A 14446-nucleotide genomic window follows, 5' to 3' on the forward strand; every position below is an offset into this window, starting at 1 on the left:
TGAATAAGGCGGGATATTCCCGCCTTATCGTTGTACTAACCCGTATTCAAGATGGGTCTTAATCCGCGAAGTACCAGTAACCGCTGTTAATCAGAACGGTGAGCTGTGCGAGGAAAGAGGGATCTTCCAGCGCATCGCCCAGTTGTTCTGCACCAATAGCAGGATGCTCAGCCAGCGCAAACAGCGCTGCCTTGTGCGTACTGTTCACTTTTTCCCCGTTAACGAAGCAGCTATCGCCAACGCAGATAACCCGCAGACCGCCTAAACGACGCAGCGGTTCACCCTGTTGCAGATATTCATACACTTCGCCAGCCTGATAAGGTGGCTCCGGCGGTGAGAGATCGAGCTCGTGACGGGACTGGGAAATAAATTCGCCAAACCAGTTTTGGAAATGCTCCGGTTGCTGCACCAGCTCCAGCATCATTTTTTGCAGCGCATCCAGTTCTTGCGGCAGTACGCTGGCGATATGATCGCGGGATGGAACATCAGGGTCGCTGTAGCGATAGCTGCCGAGTTCGCGGGAAAGCACATAATCCGCAAAGCCGCTGACCAGCTCGCGAGCATTCGGCGCTCGGAAACCCACTGAGTAGTTCAGCGAGTTTTCAAGCGAATAGCCTTCGTGCGGGAAACCCGGTGGAATATAGATGATATCGCCCGGTTCCAGTTCCTCATCGATAATCGCGTCAAACGGATCGACCTGAAGCAGGTCAGGATGCGGACAGTGCTGCTTCATCGGTATTTTTTCACCGATGCGCCAGCGGCGGCGTCCCGTTCCCTGAATGATGAAAACATCATACTGATCCAGATGTGGCCCTACGCCACCGCCGGGAACGGAAAATGAAATCATCAAATCATCGGTGCGCCAGTCCGGCAGTTGTCGAAAGGGCTGCATCAAGGCAGAAGAGGGCTCATGCCAGTGATCGACGGCCTGCACCAACAGCGACCAGTTACTTTCCCCCAGGTGATCGTAGCTCTCGAAAGGACCGTGGCTGACCTGCCAGCGTCCATTCTGATGGCTGACCAGACGGCTATCTACCTCGTTTTCTAACGCCAGACCAGCGAGCTCGTCAGGTGATATCGGGTCGATAAAATGCGTGAAACCGCCTTTAATCAGGAGCGGACGTTTTTGCCAGTAGTTCGCTAAAAAATCCTGCCAGTCGAGATTGAGCTGATAGTCCATACCGTTTTCCAGAAACTTGTTTTTGAGGAAATGACTGTTCTTGAAGATATGATTTTCCGTGAAATAATCAGTATTTTAAAACAATCAGTATTTTGGCGATAAGTATAGCGGAAGCATCGCGCGCTGTACTGCCTTTCACCCCTCATTCTGGCTCAGGTTTTGGCGGGAGAAAATAGCTTCGACTCGGGCACCGCCCAGTGCGCTGTCGCTGATGAGGATCTCACCCTGATACTGTTCGATAATTTCGACGGCAACGGCAAGGCCAATACCTTGACCAGGGCGCATACGGTCGGCGCGTTGCCCACGCAGGAAAATCATTTCGCGCTTGCTTTCGTGGATGCCGGGGCCGTCGTCATCGATAATCAGGTGCAGTTTGTGATCGGAGTATTGCACGCTAATTTCGACGAATTCCAGACAGTACTTACAGGCGTTATCAAGAATATTGCCCAGCACTTCCATGAAATCATTCTTCTCACCGACAAAGGTCAACTCGGGCGGAATATCGAGCGTCAACACCACACCCTTACGCTGATACACCTTATTTAACGCGGAACACAGACCATCCAGCAGCGCCGGAACCGAGTGCACTTCGCGTATCAGTAGATTGTGTTCAGAGCGCACGCTGGCGCGATGCAGGTAGTAACCAATCTGCTGCGAGATGCGGCTGATCTGCGACAGCATAATAGGCTCAGCCTGATCAATAGTGATCTCTTTGCCAGTTCGCAGCGCACGTAACGTGGTCTGTAAAACCGCCAGCGGCGTTTTCAAACTGTGAGTGAGATCGGTGAGCGTTGTGCGGTATTTATGGTAGCGCTGACGTTCGTTATTCAGCAGGATATTCAGGTTTTTCACCAGACTGAACAATTCGCGCGGCGGGTTTTCATCCAACTGATCGCGCGTGCCTTTTTCCAGCTCGGCGATCTGTTTTACCAGATGCTGAATAGGGCGCAGACTCCAGTGCGCGCCCAGCCAAAGCAGGGGAAGCACCAGCAGAAGGTTGGCGATCAACACATAGCTGAACCATTCCCACACCACGTCTTCCTGCTGGAGCTCCTGCGGGATGCGATCGACTACAACAATCGTGATGGAAGGGAGATGTTCGGTCTTGGGGTAAACGTTCACGGCGATGGAGTGCGTTAACGCATTGCTATGCGCGCCGTTCAGCGCCCGCAGGCTGCTCAGTAGTAAGGTATTGCCTGTTAGTACCGCGCTGCTGGTATCGGTGTCGGTATCTAACTCGTGATAGGCTGTTTTGTTCAGCCACTCCGGATTGATTAGCGCTTCTAGCTCGGGAACGTGTTTTTCGCGCCAGAGCATGTGGCCATGCTCGTCGTATATCAACACCAGCGTGGGAAAATTGATGTCAACGTCGGGTGGCGTGACGATATTCAGCTGGTTATCGCGCCACTGCGCAAGGCTGTAGTAGAGGTTACTTTCGCCGCGTAGCAAACGGAATGAGGTTTTATCAAAGTTGACGCTGTACCCGATAATGGCGACGACGCCATAGGCGAGCGACAGCGCCAGCACGATGGCCGCTGTCGCGAGTAAAAAACGAATACGAAGCGAAAAGGGCTGCTTCTTATCGCTCATGCTGAGCCTGAGGGGGTATCAATATCAAAACGATATCCTTGTCCGCGCACGGTAGTGATCACATCCGGGGCTTCTGCCTGCTGAATTTTCTTGCGTAATCGCCCCATCAACACGTCGATGGTATGACTTTCCCGCAGTTCTGCATCGGGATACAACTGCAACATTAGCGACTCTTTGCTGACGACTTTGCCTTTGTTGCGAATCAATGTCTCGATAATCGTGTATTCAAACGCGGTCAGCTTGATCGGGGTATCGTGGATCATCAACTCGCGGCGCGACAAATCGATCTCAAAGGGCGGCAGGCTGATGATTTGCGATGCCAAACCGCTGTTGCGCCGCATCAGTGCCTGCAACCGCGCCACGACTTCTTCCATATGGAACGGTTTGGTCACGTAGTCGTCTGCCCCTGCTTGCAGCACTGCAACTTTGTCCTGCCAGCCTTCACGGGCGGTCAGCACCAGTATCGGGAGCTTGACCTGATGGGCGCGCCAGCGACGAATCATGCTCATGCCATCTTCATCGGGCAACCCGAGGTCGACAATGGCGATGTCCGGCATATTCTCATGCAGAAAATAATCTGCTTCTTTGGCATCAGACGCTGCGTCAACCTGATGCCCCATTTCGTTCATCTGAACGGTTAAGTGGTGGCGCAATAATACATTATCTTCAACGACCAGAATTCGCATCGCTATATCCTCTGTCGAATAGATAGAATCATATTTATCAAAATACCTTGATGCACTCTATCTTTCACGTATGTCGCCCCCGCGTATCAACATTATACGCAGAGAACGTTATTTATTTTATTTGTTAAATTATCCACAGGGAGAATAAACCGGGTATAAACAGGCTGGAAATGGTTGGTTTTATGGAAAACTGGCGGGCAGGGCGCCCGCCAGAGAGAGATTGCGATCAGGTTTGAGAACGGTTATTTCAGGTCATCGACCATCGCGATAGCACGGCCGATATAGTTGGCTGGTGTCATCGCCTTCAGGCGCGTTTTTTCCGCTTCTGGCAATTCCAAACCATCGATAAACTCCTGAATACCGACAGCATCAACACGCTTGCCGCGCGTCAGCTCTTTCAGCTTCTCGTACGGCTTTTCAATTCCGTAGCGACGCATCACGGTTTGGATCGGCTCAGCCAACACTTCCCAGTTGTGATCCAGTTCGTCAGCAAGACGATCGCGGTTCACTTCCAGTTTGCTGATGCCTTTCATCGTGGCTTGATACGCAATCAGCGCATAGCCCACGCCGACACCCAGATTACGCAGTACGGTAGAGTCAGTGAGGTCACGCTGCCAACGGGAAACCGGCAGTTTGCTAGCCAGATGTCCCAGAACGGCATTCGCCAGACCCAGGTTGCCTTCCGAGTTTTCGAAGTCAATCGGGTTAACTTTATGCGGCATGGTGGAGGAACCAATTTCGCCAGCAATCGTCTTCTGCTTGAAGTGATTCAGGGCGATGTAGCCCCAAATGTCACGGTCAAAGTCGATCAAAATCGTGTTGAAACGCGCGATGCAGTCAAACAGCTCGGCGATGTAATCGTGCGGTTCGATCTGCGTGGTGTACGGGTTCCAGTTGATGCCCAGCGAGGTAACAAAACTTTCGCTGAACTGGTGCCAGTCCACTTCCGGGTAGGCTGCCAGATGGGCGTTATAGTTACCGACGGCACCATTAATCTTGCCCAAAATCTCAACCTGTTGCAGCTGGCGATATTGGCGATCCATACGGTAAGCCACGTTAGCGAACTCTTTACCGATGGTGGATGGCGTAGCGGGCTGGCCGTGTGTCCGGGAAAGCAGTGGAATATCGCGGTATTCCTGTGCCAGCGTTTTCAGCGCATCAATGATTTGACACCAGTGCGGCAGGATGACATCGCGGCGAGCGGTATCCAGCATCAGCGCATGAGACAGGTTGTTGATGTCTTCTGAAGTACAGGCGAAGTGGATGAATTCGTTGACGGCGTGCAGCGCTGGAATAGCGGCAACTTTCTCTTTCAGGAAGTACTCAACGGCTTTCACGTCGTGGTTGGTCGTACGCTCGATCGTTTTAATGCGGGACGCATCTTCTTCACTGAATTCAGCGACAATTTTATCAAGGAAAGCGTTTGCGTCAGCGTCAAATGCAGGAACTTCCTGGATCTCTGCACAGGCTGCCAGTTTTTGCAGCCAACGTACTTCAACCTGCACACGGAATTTCAGCAAACCGAATTCGCTGAAAATGGTGCGCAACGTGCTGACTTTATCGCCGTAGCGTCCATCAATAGGGGAAACGGCGGTCAGTGAGGATAATTCCATCGCAAGCAACTCCTGAGATTGGTTTCAATAACGATTAATTTTGATAAGGACAAGTAATTTTAACAATAATCAATTTCGTGACGCTGGCGTTAATCACACCAGCGTCGCTCATAACGGCAAGAATACCATCAATCGGCTGGGCAACGCGCCAATATCTGTTTTGCTTCTTTAACCAGCTTGCCGCGTGAGAACATCAGCTGTAGGCGTCCGCCGCCAATTTGCTGCCAGAGCACAGCAGAGCGGATTCCGGCCAGCAGTGCAGCGCGTACTTTAGCCTGCACTTGGCTGTTTTTCAGCACTTCCGGTGAACCGGTAACCTGAATTCGTGGCCCCAGGGTACTGATGACATCCACGTAAATGGCAGCCAACGCGCTCACAATCGTTTCGGAGAGCAACTCGAAATGCTCCAGTTGGCGCTCCAACTGCCCGATGCGTTTGCCCAATTCGTCAAGCGCGGCAGACTTGGCATTCAGCTTGCGCTCTAACGCAATCAGGCTGAAAGCGTAGCGCGATAATTCTGCACCTGCGCCTTTATTGCTGCTGGTATTCAGAATCCCTAACAGCGTTTCCAGCCCAACTTTCAGGTTTTGCTCGTCATTACCGTAAACGGCCAGCGTGGACGCCGGATTGAGATTCAAAACGCTGTTCAGCGCGGTATGTAGCACATCGTTATTACAGCTACCCGTATGGGCCAACTGCTGGACTACATACGCCGATTGGCAAATGCCCGCTAACGCCAGCGTAATTTCATAATAATTCTTAGCCACGGTTACTCCTGTAAGCGTTCTTCGATGATGCCGCCGCCAAGGCAAACGTCGTCCAGATAAAAGACGGCGGATTGGCCTGGAGTCACGGCTGCGACAGGCTCATCAAAACGCACGGTAATGCGATCGTCGCCCAGTGGCGTGACGGTGCAGGGGATATCCGCCTGACGATAACGGGTTTTCACCGTACAACGTAATTCAGCGGTGAGCGGCTGACGATCGACCCAGTGTAGCTGCTGTGCGATTAAACCGTACGACATCAGGCGAGGGTGTTCGTGACCCTGCGCGACATACAGAATATTGTTGGCGACATCTTTATCCACCACGTACCAGGGATCTTCGCCGCCGTCTTTGACGCCGCCAATACCCAGACCTTTGCGTTGCCCCAGCGTGTGGTACATCAACCCCTGATGCTGTCCCATCGGTTTGTTGTCGTCGACGGACAGAATTGGACCCGGCTGTGCGGGCAGGTAGCGCGCCAGAAAATCGGTGAATTTGCGCTCACCGATGAAGCAAATACCGGTAGAGTCTTTTTTCTTCGCGGTTGCCAGTTCCAACTCTTCGGCAATTTTACGTACCTGCGGCTTTTCCAGCTCACCGACTGGGAACAGGCTCTGTGCGATCTGCTCGTGGCTCAGCGTATAAAGAAAATAGCTCTGGTCTTTGTTGCCGTCCATGCCGCGCAATAAACGGCTCTTACCGTCAACGTCGTGACGACGAACATAGTGGCCTGTCGCGATATAGTCCGCGCCGAGATCCTCGGCGGCGAATTCCAGGAAGGCTTTGAATTTGATTTCTTTATTGCACAGGATATCGGGGTTGGGGGTACGGCCCGCTTTGTATTCTTCAAGGAAGAGTTCAAACACGTTGTCCCAATATTCAGCGGCAAAGTTGACGGTATGTAATTCGATACCCAGCTTGTCGCAAACGGCCTGCGCATCTGCAAGGTCGGTGGCCGCTGAGCAATATTCCGTGTCGTCGTCCTCTTCCCAGTTCTTCATGAACAGGCCTTCAACATGATAGCCCTGTTGCTGTAACAGGTAAGCGGAAACGGAGGAATCAACACCGCCGGACATACCGACAATCACTTTTTTCTGGCTGTTATCTGACATGGGAGTCTCACGAACTGAAATTTACTGACGCATTGATGCGAAAAACAAGCGGCATATTTTAGCATGTTGAGCCGAGGGCTGCATCGCTATTCCTGCCGCGCAGTGGTCAGGCCATTCACGGCAGGTTTATAAACAGACCTCTGTCTAAAAAGGCCAGTTGAACGCACCCAATACGGTTAACGGATAGCGTTCTGGCTGCTGATAGCAGCGAATACTTTCGGCCACCAGCGGTGAACGAAGCTGGCGAGAATGCAGAATTTCCTCGGCGGTCAGCCAGCGGCAGCATTCGATATCGCTGTCGTGCGGCTGGGTGTCGACCCGCGTAGGCAGATCGAGCGCGAAGCAAAAGCGTAAAAACGGCGTGTTGTCAGGTGCGATCCATTGGTGCAGACGCAAGAAACTCTGCGGTGTAGCCTGAATGCCCGTTTCTTCCCACAGCTCACGGCTTGCAGCCTGAATCAGCGTCTCATCGGCTTCCAGATGACCCGCGGGCTGGTTCCACAATAATTTATCGTTAATTAACTCTTCGACGACCAGAAAATGGTTTTCGGCCTGTACCACACAGGCGACTGTCACATGGGGTTTAAACATCCATTATCTCCTTCCATTCTCCGGGTAACAGGTTTTCTACGGTCTGATTGGCCATGCCGTATCGAATCAGACGTAATGTAGGATACCCGATATTTGCCGTCATACGACGAACTTGCCGATTACGGCCTTCATGCAGCGTGATTTTTAACCAGCAGTCGGGAATGCTTTTACGCTCGCGTATGGGGGGATTGCGCGGCCACAGCCAGTTGGGTTCCGGTACGATTTCCGCGCCGGCGGGCAGCGTTTTGCCGTCATTCAGCTCCAGACCGGTACGAAAGCGTGTCAATGCGGCATCGTCAGGAATACCTTCGACCTGAACATAGTAAATTTTGGCCGTTTTTTGCGTCGGTTGTGTCAGTCGAGCCTGAAGTTTGCCGTCATTGGTGAGAATCATCAGACCTTCGCTGTCGCGATCCAGACGCCCAGCGGCATAAACACCACTAATCGGAATATAATCTTTTAGCGTGCGACGTCCGGCTTCATCAGTGAACTGTGGCAACACATCGAAAGGTTTATTGAACAAAACGATGAGGCGCGGCGCGTTGTCAGGCTGCTTTTTTCTTGCCGGCTGTGAGCTGAATCGTTTAACTTTGTGATTTTTAACAGGGAATTTATTCATCATCTTTATAGTCGCGGATAACAAAAGCATTATACTCAAATGGTTTGCGATTGGCGCGGGCTAAATATTCAAGTAGTATTGACACGCATCTTACAAGTCATTAACAAAATTGCGCTCGAAGGAGAGGTTAATGGAAAGCAAAGTAGTTGTACCGACAGAAGGTCAGAAAATCACGGTTGATGCTCAAGGTAAACTGGTTGTTCCAAACAATCCGGTCATTCCTTTTATCGAAGGTGACGGCATTGGTATCGATGTAACGCCAGCCATGATCAACGTCGTTGACGCCGCCGTGAAGAAAGCCTATCAAGGCAAGCGCGCGATTTCCTGGATGGAGATCTATACGGGTGAAAAATCCACGCAGGTCTACGGTAAAGATGTCTGGTTGCCGGAAGAAACACTGGATTTGATCCGTGAGTATCGTGTGGCGATTAAGGGCCCGCTGACAACGCCAGTCGGCGGTGGTATTCGTTCTCTGAACGTTGCACTGCGCCAACAGTTGGATCTGTATGTTTGCCTGCGTCCGGTACGCTACTACGAAGGTACACCTAGCCCGGTTAAACAGCCTGAGCTGACCGACATGGTGATCTTCCGCGAAAACGCCGAAGACATCTATGCAGGTATCGAGTGGAAAGCGGGTTCTGCGGAAGCAGACAAAGTGATCAAATTCCTGCGTGAAGAAATGGGCGTTAGCAAAATCCGTTTCCCTGAGCAGTGCGGTATCGGCGTGAAGCCGTGTTCCGAAGAAGGTACCAAACGTCTGGTTCGCGCGGCTATCGAATACGCGATCACCAACGACCGTGATTCCCTCACGCTGGTACACAAAGGCAACATCATGAAATTCACCGAAGGCGCGTTCAAAGACTGGGGCTACCAGTTGGCGCGTGAAGAATTCGACGGTGAGCTGATCGATGGCGGCCCGTGGGTGAAAATCAAGAACCCGAACACCGGCAAAGAGATCGTGGTAAAAGACGTGATCGCCGATGCATTCCTGCAACAAATCCTGCTGCGTCCTGCTGAATACGATGTGATCGCCTGTATGAACCTGAACGGTGACTACATTTCCGATGCATTGGCAGCACAGGTTGGCGGTATCGGTATTGCTCCGGGCGCGAACATCGGTGACGAATGTGCACTGTTTGAAGCCACGCACGGTACAGCACCGAAATATGCGGGTCAGGACAAAGTGAACCCAGGTTCCGTGATTCTGTCTGCTGAAATGATGCTGCGTCACCTGCAATGGTTCGAAGCGGCTGACCTGATTGTTAAGGGCGTTGAAGGCGCGATCAAGAACAAGACCGTGACTTACGATTTCGAACGCCTGATGGAAGGCGCTAAACTACGGAAATGTAGTGAGTTTGCGCAGGACATCATCGATAACATGTAATCCAGTGTTAAGCATGGGTTAACAATAGGGGCCTCAATTGGCCCCTTATTTTTTGTGCTTGTGCCCAGAAAACCCCCAGCTAGGCTGGGGTTCAGTAAAGTTTTCAGCTTTGAGCCAGTTATAAAAACCCCTTTTGATTTGTTAAAACAGTTTGCGGTCTGGCAACTGCAAACGTTCAACAAGAAATCAAAAGGGGGGCCCAATGAGGGACGAAAAGAGCTTAGCGCACACCCGGTGGAACTGTAAATATCACATAGTTTTGCGCCGAAGTATCGAAGGCAGGTGTTCTACGGGGAAAAGCGCAGAGCGATTGGCAGCATTTTAAGAAAGCTGTGCGAATGGAAAAACGTGAATATTCTGGAAGCGGAATGCTGTGTGGATCACATCTACATGCTTCTGGAAATCCCGCCGAAGATGAGTGTCTCGGGATTTATGGGATACCTGAAGGGAAAGAGTAGCCTGATGCTTTATGAGCAGTTTGGCGATTTGAAGTTCAAATACCGTAACAGGGAGTTTTGGTGTCGAGGGTATTATGTTGATACGGTGGGGAAAAACACGGTCAAGATACAAGAATACATAAAGCACCAACTGGATGAGGATAAAATGGGAGAGCAACTGTCGATCCCGTATCCAGGTAGCCCGTTTACGGGCCGTAAGTAATCCATAGATGCAAATGTCAGATCGCGATGCGCGTGTTAGGGCGCGGCTGGTAACAGAGCCTTATAGGCGCATATGAAAAACTATCCTCCGGCTATGCCAGAGGATAGTTTTTCAAGTGGCGGCGGGATTCGGTGCTCGCTGTTTAAATTAACAGATAACTATTAGCAACATAACGCTGGTATTATTTGCACTCTATTATGGATGGGTGTAACACTGGAGTGTGTATGAAATCGGTTTTATCGTTTGTTATTGCTATTTTATTTTCCTTTTCCGCTTATGCTTCCGATTTGGATAAAGACCAAGGATTGTCTGATTTAATTTGGTCAAAAACATCAAACAAAGAAGCGATACAATTAATCAACAAGAACCCTGAGTTAATCAATTCAAGGACTGGCGCTGGGTTCACTCCGTTGCATTTAGCTGGGATGATTGGCAATAAAGAGATTGCCACGTTTCTTCTGAAAAAAGGGGCGGATGTTAATGCTGTTGATAGTGACGGCTACAGCCCCCTGACGAGAACTGTAGCTAATGGCCATCAGGATATAGCGGACATCTTGATAAAAAATGGCGGCAAGGAGTTAAGGCCTTAACGTCGCAAATAAACATTATTTCTAGGCTTGCTTCTGCGGGCCTTTTCTTTATCAGGAAAAAAAACAGAATGTAATTCTGTTTAGTAAAATTTATCTATCCCTTTGATTACACTTTACGTGTCCGAGTGACATATAAACCGTGCAGACATTCAAAAGAGGGATACACATGAAACTGAACTTCATCAAGTTACTGCCCGTGCTGTTGTTGGGCGCTTGCTCAATGTACCAACCTCAAGAGACAGCCGAACAACAACCTTCGCAGCAAACTGAAATTGCCGCTCCCTTACCAGCTCATCAGGCTGCTGTTGCAGCAGTCGCTGCCGTGTCGAAAGATAATTGTCTCGTAGGTTGCCCGGTAGGCGGTAGTTCTCAGACGTTGATTCGTGATGCATATACGCTGAACAATAACAGTTCGACCCGGTTTGCGAATTGGGTAGCGTACAAAATGACTTCATCAAGTCAAGCAAGCGGTCGTTCGCGCACATGGCGTCAAGACCCAGATCTATCAGCGTCAGATACGCTGGCCCCAGCAGCATACACCGGAGCAAATGCTGCGTTAGCTGTTGACCGTGGACACTAGGCTCCACTGGTTGGGCTCGGTTGCTAATACAACCAGTAGCAACTAATCAATAAATCACATAGCCCGCTGTAAGTAAGCGGCGGGCTTTCTTTTCCCCTCGTTCAGAGAGGATGCACAGCAATAGAGGGGGCTAAATGTCCGAACCTTTTACCAGTACCGGCGCTGCTGGTTCTGCGCTGGCGGGTGCCAGTTTATACGGGATTCTGACCGGAACAGATTATGGGGTGGTATTCGGCGCGTTTGCCGGAGCCGTATTTTACGTTGTAACCGCTGCCGAGTTGACGGCATTCAGGCGTATCGCATATTTCGTCGTTTCATATATCGCGGGCGTTCTGTGTGCTGGGCTGGTGGGCTCTAAGCTCTCCGCGCTGACTGGCTACAGTGATAAGCCTCTTGATGCTCTCGGTGCAGTAATCGTTTCGGCGTTAGCTATCAAAATCCTTACCTGGTTCAACAATCAGGATATGGACAGCGTATTGAGTACGCTATCCCGATTTAGGGGAGGTGGTGGAAATGGCAACTCTCGTTAACGTCATTATCTGCGCGGTGATAGTCGTCTTGCTGATGTTCTATCGAAAGAACGGAGCGAGACACCGCCCATTAATTTCATGGCTGGCCTACCTGCTGGTTCTGGTTTATGCAAGCGTTCCGTTTCGCTACCTGTTCGGCTATTACGATGCAGGTTGGCTGGTGGTGATTACGAATATGTTTATCTGTGCGGCTATTCTGCGTGCTCGCGGTAATGTCGCCCGGCTTATCGATGTGCTGAGGTTCTGATGACGAAAGATGAAATCTTTAACGCGATCCTGAATCGTGAGGGTGGTTACGTTAATCATCCTGCTGATCGTGGCGGCCCGACAAACTGGGGGGTTACTGAGAAAGTGGCGCGGGCTCATGGCTATAACGGTGATATGCGCAATATGACTCGTCAGCAGGCATTAGCCATCTACGAGGCTGATTACTGGTATGGGCCACGGTTCGATCAGGTTGCAGCTGTATCACCAACTATCGCTGCCGAATTGTGTGATACGGGAATCAATATGGGACCGTCCGTGCCATCCAAATGGTTCCAGCGCTGGTTGACTGCGATGAATAACGGTGGCCGCTTATATCCAGATCTGATCGCAGACGGAAATATAGGCCCACGTACTATTACTGCGCTACGTCAGTATTTAGCGGCAAGGGGCGCAGAGGCTGAGCGTGTTTTACTCCGAGCACTAAATTGCAGTCAGGGGGCTCGTTATCTTGAGCTGGCAGAATCGCGACCTGCGAATGAGGCGTTCCTGTATGGATGGGTACGTGAGCGCGTTCAGTTATGAGCATTATACCTAACTGGAAAATAGCAGCTGTTTCGCTGGTGGCCGGAATAGCGCTCGGTTGGTACGTGCAGGGGTTGCGGTGGGATGCAGATGCTGCAGAGTTGGGCCGTCAGCAGTCTGACAATATTAGCACGGGGCAGCAGGCCATCATTGCAGGGTAGGAGCTGGAATTTCAGCGCTTCAATGAGATTGCCCGCCAAGCTAATCAGCACGGCATAAATATTAAAGTGAATTCAGATGAAACGCAGATCGTTTACAGGACAATTATCAAACGTGACCCGGTTGGTCGTCAGTGCGTTAGCGATGATGTTGCTGATCGGTTGCTCGACTACACGTACCGTTTACGTGCCAGCACAATGCGTACCGTTACCGGCGGAACTGACTCAGCCGACATTGGTTCCACTACCACCGGTTGCAGACTGACATATGCGCAGGTTGTTTATTGAACTGATCCGCTATTGACGGCGCTTGATCAAGCTAACAATCAACTTTCTGGCATACGTAGAGCGGAATCTATTTATTCCTCGCAATAGTGAGGATCTTTATATCAAGAGGAAGTGAGATGAAAAAATACGCTATTGCGTTAATGTGCCTGTTTTCAGTTTCAGCATTTGCAGAGACCTATAAAGGCTACCCCGATATTCCAGGTACCGCAGTCGGTTTTGCTACGGAGGTCGTCAACTATACTCCCGGTCCTAAGGTGTCATCGAGTTTTAAAGATCCTAAACGTGCCCTTGGTGCCCCTAATCGTTACAGTTCAGGAGAAGCGACGCTCTCCCTTGGTGCCGCAGGTAGTCTTGTTTTGCGCTTTAGTCCATTAGCTATCAAGAAGGGTGGAACAGTAGACGCTGATTTTTACGTCTATGAGGTTGGGACATATGAGTCGTGGGATGCCTATGTATCAGTGGATGGAAATGAATGGATAAAAGCGACTCCTGTATTTAAGGATATCAACCCAGCTCCTGGTAATGTGGCGACTAATAGAGGCTCCGTAATTGGGTATGACGTTGATGTTATTGAATCAATATCTGACTCATTTACCTATCTAAAAATTGTAGATTCGAGTTTGTCAACATATGCGGACTCGCCAGGCGCTGATATTGATGCAGTTGTCGTGACGAGCGCGAAAGCTCTGGGAAGTGAAGTATTTGTTGATACGGATTCCCGTAACGGAACGATCTACAACCTGTATCAGAATGATGTCACTGGCGCTGTAGGTGTCAAAATCGTCAATAAAGATAACACAGTTTCGTATGTCCCTTTCTCTACTGATGATTCTCTGAAGGCTGTAGCATTGTCGCTACAAGGTGATTTCAATTGTGATGATGAAAAAGACATCAATGTGCTGGCGACAAAAACCGCAGACAATGTGCAGGTGAACATCATCAAGCAGCAAAATGGCACAGCCATTAAGACTATCGATAACTCAGTAACCAAGTAAGGTATTACAGCAGGCATTCACTGAGTGCCTGTAATAATGTAATTCTCCTATTGCAATTATTCAACTTATCCTCGGAGGGATCAGATGACAGTGAAAAATCAGAGCGTGGGGTATATGAGCGTACTTTTTATGATGCTAATCTCAGTAATGATTTTTTTAGTGTCATAAAGGATGACATAGAGAAAATGCTATCCGTAATACGAGAAAAGGATGGTGAGATTGAATGGTATCAGCCTAATCTCATGTTCCATGGAGTCAATGGTAAGAACACTGTTGGTGTTTGGATATTCGCAAGTCTGAAACAAAATTAGATTCAT

General features: G+C 50.1%; 16 protein-coding genes and 2 pseudogenes. 10 read left to right on the plus strand and 8 right to left on the minus strand.

All coding sequences use genetic code 11. The features are described from left to right. Positions 1 to 58: 58 nt before the first annotated feature. The 8 genes from BJJ97_RS14870 to rluE form a co-directional block, all read right to left on the minus strand. Positions 59 to 1180 carry a ribosomal protein uL16 3-hydroxylase gene (locus tag BJJ97_RS14870; RefSeq protein ID WP_095994437.1) on the minus strand — a complete coding sequence of 374 codons (1122 nt, stop codon included), beginning with the start codon at positions 1178 to 1180 and terminating at the stop codon, positions 59 to 61. A 135-nt stretch (positions 1181 to 1315) separates the two neighbouring features. Beyond that, the gene (phoQ, locus tag BJJ97_RS14875) at positions 1316 to 2770 is read right to left on the minus strand and encodes a two-component system sensor histidine kinase PhoQ (protein WP_095994438.1); all 1455 of its coding nucleotides are present in this window, start codon (positions 2768 to 2770) and stop codon (positions 1316 to 1318) included. Beyond that, positions 2767 to 3456: a two-component system response regulator PhoP gene (gene phoP, locus BJJ97_RS14880; protein ID WP_095699328.1), complete on the minus strand. Its 690-nt coding sequence runs from the start codon at positions 3454 to 3456 to the stop codon at positions 2767 to 2769. The genes phoQ and phoP overlap by 4 nt, the downstream gene beginning before the upstream one ends. A gap of 242 nt (positions 3457 to 3698) precedes the next feature. Next, on the minus strand, positions 3699 to 5069 hold the full coding sequence (gene purB, locus BJJ97_RS14885; protein ID WP_095994439.1) for an adenylosuccinate lyase: 1371 nt from the start codon (positions 5067 to 5069) through the stop codon (positions 3699 to 3701). Between the two features lie 128 nt (positions 5070 to 5197). Continuing rightward, entirely contained in the window at positions 5198 to 5836 is a 639-nt protein-coding gene (hflD, locus tag BJJ97_RS14890; RefSeq protein ID WP_095994440.1) for a high frequency lysogenization protein HflD, read from the minus strand. A gap of 2 nt (positions 5837 to 5838) precedes the next feature. After that, positions 5839 to 6945: a tRNA 2-thiouridine(34) synthase MnmA gene (mnmA, locus tag BJJ97_RS14895; protein ID WP_010275749.1), complete on the minus strand. Its 1107-nt coding sequence runs from the start codon at positions 6943 to 6945 to the stop codon at positions 5839 to 5841. 144 nt (positions 6946 to 7089) lie between these two features. Continuing rightward, positions 7090 to 7536: an NUDIX hydrolase gene (locus BJJ97_RS14900; RefSeq protein WP_095994441.1), complete on the minus strand. Its 447-nt coding sequence runs from the start codon at positions 7534 to 7536 to the stop codon at positions 7090 to 7092. Beyond that, entirely contained in the window at positions 7529 to 8155 is a 627-nt protein-coding gene (rluE, locus tag BJJ97_RS14905) for a 23S rRNA pseudouridine(2457) synthase RluE (RefSeq protein ID WP_167385227.1), read from the minus strand. Before rluE ends, BJJ97_RS14900 begins: the two co-directional genes overlap by 8 nt. Positions 8156 to 8285: 130 nt before the next feature. Between rluE and icd the strand changes: the two genes are divergently transcribed. From icd to BJJ97_RS14955, 10 genes and pseudogenes are all read left to right on the plus strand, one after another. Next, positions 8286 to 9539, plus strand: a complete 1254-nt coding sequence (gene icd, locus BJJ97_RS14910; protein ID WP_095994443.1) for an NADP-dependent isocitrate dehydrogenase — start codon at positions 8286 to 8288, stop codon at positions 9537 to 9539. A 202-nt stretch (positions 9540 to 9741) separates the two neighbouring features. Continuing rightward, positions 9742 to 10199 (plus strand): annotated as a pseudogene (tnpA, locus tag BJJ97_RS14920) (IS200/IS605 family transposase). Between the two features lie 224 nt (positions 10200 to 10423). After that, positions 10424 to 10789: an ankyrin repeat domain-containing protein gene (locus BJJ97_RS14925; protein ID WP_095994445.1), complete on the plus strand. Its 366-nt coding sequence runs from the start codon at positions 10424 to 10426 to the stop codon at positions 10787 to 10789. Between the two features lie 166 nt (positions 10790 to 10955). After that, positions 10956 to 11366 (plus strand): annotated as a pseudogene (locus tag BJJ97_RS14930) (DNA/RNA non-specific endonuclease); the annotation flags it as partial. A 137-nt stretch (positions 11367 to 11503) separates the two neighbouring features. After that, positions 11504 to 11899 carry a phage holin family protein gene (locus BJJ97_RS14935; protein WP_095994446.1) on the plus strand — a complete coding sequence of 132 codons (396 nt, stop codon included), beginning with the start codon at positions 11504 to 11506 and terminating at the stop codon, positions 11897 to 11899. Continuing rightward, the gene (locus BJJ97_RS14940; RefSeq protein WP_095994447.1) at positions 11883 to 12146 is read left to right on the plus strand and encodes a phage holin family protein; all 264 of its coding nucleotides are present in this window, start codon (positions 11883 to 11885) and stop codon (positions 12144 to 12146) included. The genes BJJ97_RS14935 and BJJ97_RS14940 overlap by 17 nt, the downstream gene beginning before the upstream one ends. Then, a complete protein-coding gene (locus BJJ97_RS14945) occupies positions 12146 to 12688 on the plus strand; it encodes a glycoside hydrolase family 108 protein (protein WP_095994448.1) in 543 nt (180 codons plus the stop codon). The genes BJJ97_RS14940 and BJJ97_RS14945 overlap by 1 nt, the downstream gene beginning before the upstream one ends. Then, positions 12685 to 12849 carry a hypothetical protein gene (locus BJJ97_RS22320; RefSeq protein ID WP_227003526.1) on the plus strand — a complete coding sequence of 55 codons (165 nt, stop codon included), beginning with the start codon at positions 12685 to 12687 and terminating at the stop codon, positions 12847 to 12849. The genes BJJ97_RS14945 and BJJ97_RS22320 overlap by 4 nt, the downstream gene beginning before the upstream one ends. Before the next feature lie 76 nt (positions 12850 to 12925). Then, the gene (locus tag BJJ97_RS22325) at positions 12926 to 13111 is read left to right on the plus strand and encodes a hypothetical protein (RefSeq protein ID WP_227003527.1); all 186 of its coding nucleotides are present in this window, start codon (positions 12926 to 12928) and stop codon (positions 13109 to 13111) included. A gap of 139 nt (positions 13112 to 13250) precedes the next feature. Further along, entirely contained in the window at positions 13251 to 14129 is an 879-nt protein-coding gene (locus tag BJJ97_RS14955; protein ID WP_095994449.1) for a cell envelope biogenesis protein OmpA, read from the plus strand. Positions 14130 to 14446: the final 317 nt, after the last annotated feature.

Source organism: Pectobacterium polaris (assembly GCF_002307355.1).
Taxonomy (GTDB): domain Bacteria; phylum Pseudomonadota; class Gammaproteobacteria; order Enterobacterales; family Enterobacteriaceae; genus Pectobacterium; species Pectobacterium polare.

Coding starts and splice junctions, on each gene's coding strand:
- BJJ97_RS14935 (WP_095994446.1), top strand. CDS start 11,504: ATGTCCGAACCTTTTACCAGTACCGGCGCTGCTGGTTCTGCGCTGGCG.
- rluE (WP_167385227.1), bottom strand. CDS start 8,155: ATGAATAAATTCCCTGTTAAAAATCACAAAGTTAAACGATTCAGCTCA.
- BJJ97_RS14955 (WP_095994449.1), top strand. CDS start 13,251: ATGAAAAAATACGCTATTGCGTTAATGTGCCTGTTTTCAGTTTCAGCA.
- BJJ97_RS14870 (WP_095994437.1), bottom strand. CDS start 1,180: ATGGACTATCAGCTCAATCTCGACTGGCAGGATTTTTTAGCGAACTAC.
- phoQ (WP_095994438.1), bottom strand. CDS start 2,770: ATGAGCGATAAGAAGCAGCCCTTTTCGCTTCGTATTCGTTTTTTACTC.
- BJJ97_RS14945 (WP_095994448.1), top strand. CDS start 12,146: ATGACGAAAGATGAAATCTTTAACGCGATCCTGAATCGTGAGGGTGGT.
- purB (WP_095994439.1), bottom strand. CDS start 5,069: ATGGAATTATCCTCACTGACCGCCGTTTCCCCTATTGATGGACGCTAC.
- BJJ97_RS22320 (WP_227003526.1), top strand. CDS start 12,685: ATGAGCATTATACCTAACTGGAAAATAGCAGCTGTTTCGCTGGTGGCC.
- BJJ97_RS22325 (WP_227003527.1), top strand. CDS start 12,926: ATGAAACGCAGATCGTTTACAGGACAATTATCAAACGTGACCCGGTTG.
- BJJ97_RS14925 (WP_095994445.1), top strand. CDS start 10,424: ATGAAATCGGTTTTATCGTTTGTTATTGCTATTTTATTTTCCTTTTCC.
- phoP (WP_095699328.1), bottom strand. CDS start 3,456: ATGCGAATTCTGGTCGTTGAAGATAATGTATTATTGCGCCACCACTTA.
- mnmA (WP_010275749.1), bottom strand. CDS start 6,945: ATGTCAGATAACAGCCAGAAAAAAGTGATTGTCGGTATGTCCGGCGGT.
- icd (WP_095994443.1), top strand. CDS start 8,286: ATGGAAAGCAAAGTAGTTGTACCGACAGAAGGTCAGAAAATCACGGTT.
- BJJ97_RS14940 (WP_095994447.1), top strand. CDS start 11,883: ATGGCAACTCTCGTTAACGTCATTATCTGCGCGGTGATAGTCGTCTTG.
- BJJ97_RS14900 (WP_095994441.1), bottom strand. CDS start 7,536: ATGTTTAAACCCCATGTGACAGTCGCCTGTGTGGTACAGGCCGAAAAC.